Annotated in this window: 2 protein-coding genes and 1 pseudogene; all 3 read left to right on the top strand. The window is 75.6% G+C overall.

The window, feature by feature from the left end; genetic code table 11:
* Positions 1-621, top strand: a pseudogene (locus AE652_RS39455) (glycosyl hydrolase family 32); the annotation flags it as partial.
* Between the two features lie 142 nt (positions 622-763).
* Complete coding sequence (locus tag AE652_RS39450) at positions 764-1,525, top strand: serine/threonine protein kinase (RefSeq protein WP_181970501.1); 762 nt, start codon at positions 764-766, stop codon at positions 1,523-1,525.
* A gap of 12 nt (positions 1,526-1,537) precedes the next feature.
* A partial coding sequence (locus AE652_RS39445) for a serine/threonine-protein kinase (protein WP_159028704.1) occupies positions 1,538-2,493 on the top strand: 956 nt, incomplete at its 3' end.

Genomic DNA, 2,493 nt, shown 5'->3' with positions numbered 1-2,493 from the left:
GTGTTCGCGCTCGCGCCCGGCGGCGCCGCGCTGCTGCACCGCTGGCAGACCACGCCCGGCGGCGCCTGGTCCGCCTGGGAGCGCTTCGGGACGCCCGCCGGGGCTGCGCCCAGGGTGGCCCGTGACGGCACCGGGCGGCTGAACGTCACCGCGATCGCCCCGTCCGGCACGGCCGCCTTCCACCGCCGCCAGTCGGTGCCCAGCGGGGGCTGGGACGCCTGGCAGCCGCTGCTCGGCTGGTCCACCGCCGCGCCGCCGGCGATCGCCGGCTCGGACGGCCGACTGGAGGCCTTCACCCTCTCCCCGGGCGGCGAACGCCTCGCCCACCGCTGGCAGTCGGCGCCCGCCGGAGCCTGGGCACCGACGGACGTGCTCGGCGAGGACTTCGGCGAGCCCGGCCTGGTGCTCGCGGCGCCGCCCTCGGCCGCGGCCGACTCCACCGGGCGGCTGCACGTCTTCGCGGTGGCCGAGGACGGCCGGGTCCGCACCCGCGTCCAGGACCGGCCCGGTGGCGGCTGGCGGCCGTGGGCCGCCTTCGGCGACCGGCCGGTGGCGCCGCTGCGTTCGGGGGCGCCGATGGGTGCGGTGGCACCCGTGCGTTCGGGGGCGTCGATGCGCTGACCGAACGCCTGTACCCTCCGCTCCCGCTTTGTCAAGTAGCCTGCGGCATCCGGTTTATTGTCGTACGCGAAGAGGTACCGTTCGTCCGTCCGGCAAGAGCCGGCGCGCGAAACGGGGGAGCGGTGCGCGGGACGGAGGAGCGGTGAGCGGGATTGTCGTCCACCTGCCGGAGGGGAACGGCGACGACACGGTGACCTTACGGCTCGGTCCGGGAGAACGGGCCCGCTTCGGCCGGGGCTCCGCCCGCATCCCCGTGGAGCTGCGCCTCGGCGACGAGACGGTCTCCCGACTGGCCGGTGAGATCCACGCGACCGACGACCACTGGCAGTTGAGCAACCTCAGCAACACCCACGCCTACCTGGTGGAGAACCCGGAGGGCGCCGGCGAGTACCTGCGGGTGCCGCCACGGCGGATCGGCGCGCCGATCCCCTTCGAGTTCTCCCGGGTGGTGCTGCCCTCCCGGCGGGAAACCCCGCTCTCCTTCCAGGTGTTCGCGCCCGACCACGTCTACCTGGACCCGGACGCCCACGGCGGCTCCCGGGAGAGCCGCACCATGACGGCGTACTCGCTGGACGAGACCGCCACCTACTTCCTGGTCCTGGTCGCACTCTGCGAACCGTGGCTGCGCGACCGCTCCCCGGCCGCCGTCCCCACCACCCCGCAGGTGGTCGCCCGGCTGCACGGCCACCCCGCCTGCGCCCGGCTCACCGCCCGCGCCGTCAGCTCGCACCTCGACTACCTCGCCGACGAGAAGCTCCGCATCGACCTGCCCGACGGCGACCGCGCGGACCGCCGCAGCGGCAAACGCGAGGCCGTGGTGGGGCTCGCCCTGAAGTTCGGCATCGTCCGCGAGGAACACCTCGCGCTCCTGCCGGCCCCCGAACCCGCCCGCACCGGACGGTAGGGAGGGGCGGAGATGCCGCAAGACCCGGCCCTTCCCGGGGAGGCCGTCCCGAGGGAGGGCGTCCCCAGCGAGGCCGTCCCCGAGCAGGACTTCCCCGGGGACGGCGAGGAACTGCTGCCGGCCGGCCACCGGGTCGGCGAGTGGACCGTCACCGGGCTGCTCGGCGAGGGCGGCTGGGCGACGGTCTACGCCGCCCGCCGGGCCGACGGCGGGGCCGGCCGCGCGGACGACGCGGACGGCACGGTCGCCCTCAAGGTGCTGCCGACCGCCGGACTCGCCCCCCGCCAGGCCCGCCAGGTCGCCGAAGCCGCCCGCCGCGAAACCGAGTTGGGCCGCACCGCCCCGCACCCCCGACTGGTCCGGCTGCTCGACACCCTCGTCCTGGCCGCCCCCGACCAGCCCACCCTCGACGGCGCGATCGTCCTCGTCATGGAACGCGCCCGGTGCACCCTGCGCGACCTGCTCGCCCTCGGCGTCGACGAGGCCGAGGGCGCCCGGATCGTCACCGGCATCTGCGAAGGCCTCGCCCACCTGCACCGCTCCGGCTGGGTCCACACCGACCTCAAACCGGAGAACGTCCTCATCGGCGCCGACGGCGAGGTCCGCCTCTCCGACTTCGGCCTCGCCATCGAACTCACCGGCACCCACGGCCACTGCTCCCCGATGGGCACCCCCGACTACCTCCCGCCGGAACGCTGGACGGAACCGCTCGGCGAACACGGCATCAAAGTCCGTACCACAGCGGACATCTGGGCGCTCGGCATCGTCATCCACGAGGTCTTCGCCGCCGGCGGCCGCCCCTTCCCCGGCGTCACCCCCACCGCCCGCAGCGCCGCCGCCCAGCAGTACGCGGAAGGCCGCGCCGCCCTGCGACTGGCCGCCGCCGTCCCCCCGTTCTGGCGCGCCCTCGCCGCCGACTGCCTCGCCCCCACCCACGCCGCCGACCTCAAGACGCTGGTCGAGGTGTT

The sequence above is a fragment of the Kitasatospora sp. MY 5-36 genome (assembly GCF_001182915.1).
In the GTDB taxonomy this organism is placed as follows: Bacteria; Actinomycetota; Actinomycetes; order Streptomycetales; family Streptomycetaceae; genus Kitasatospora.
This window is presented reverse-complemented; position numbering and strand designations above follow the sequence as displayed.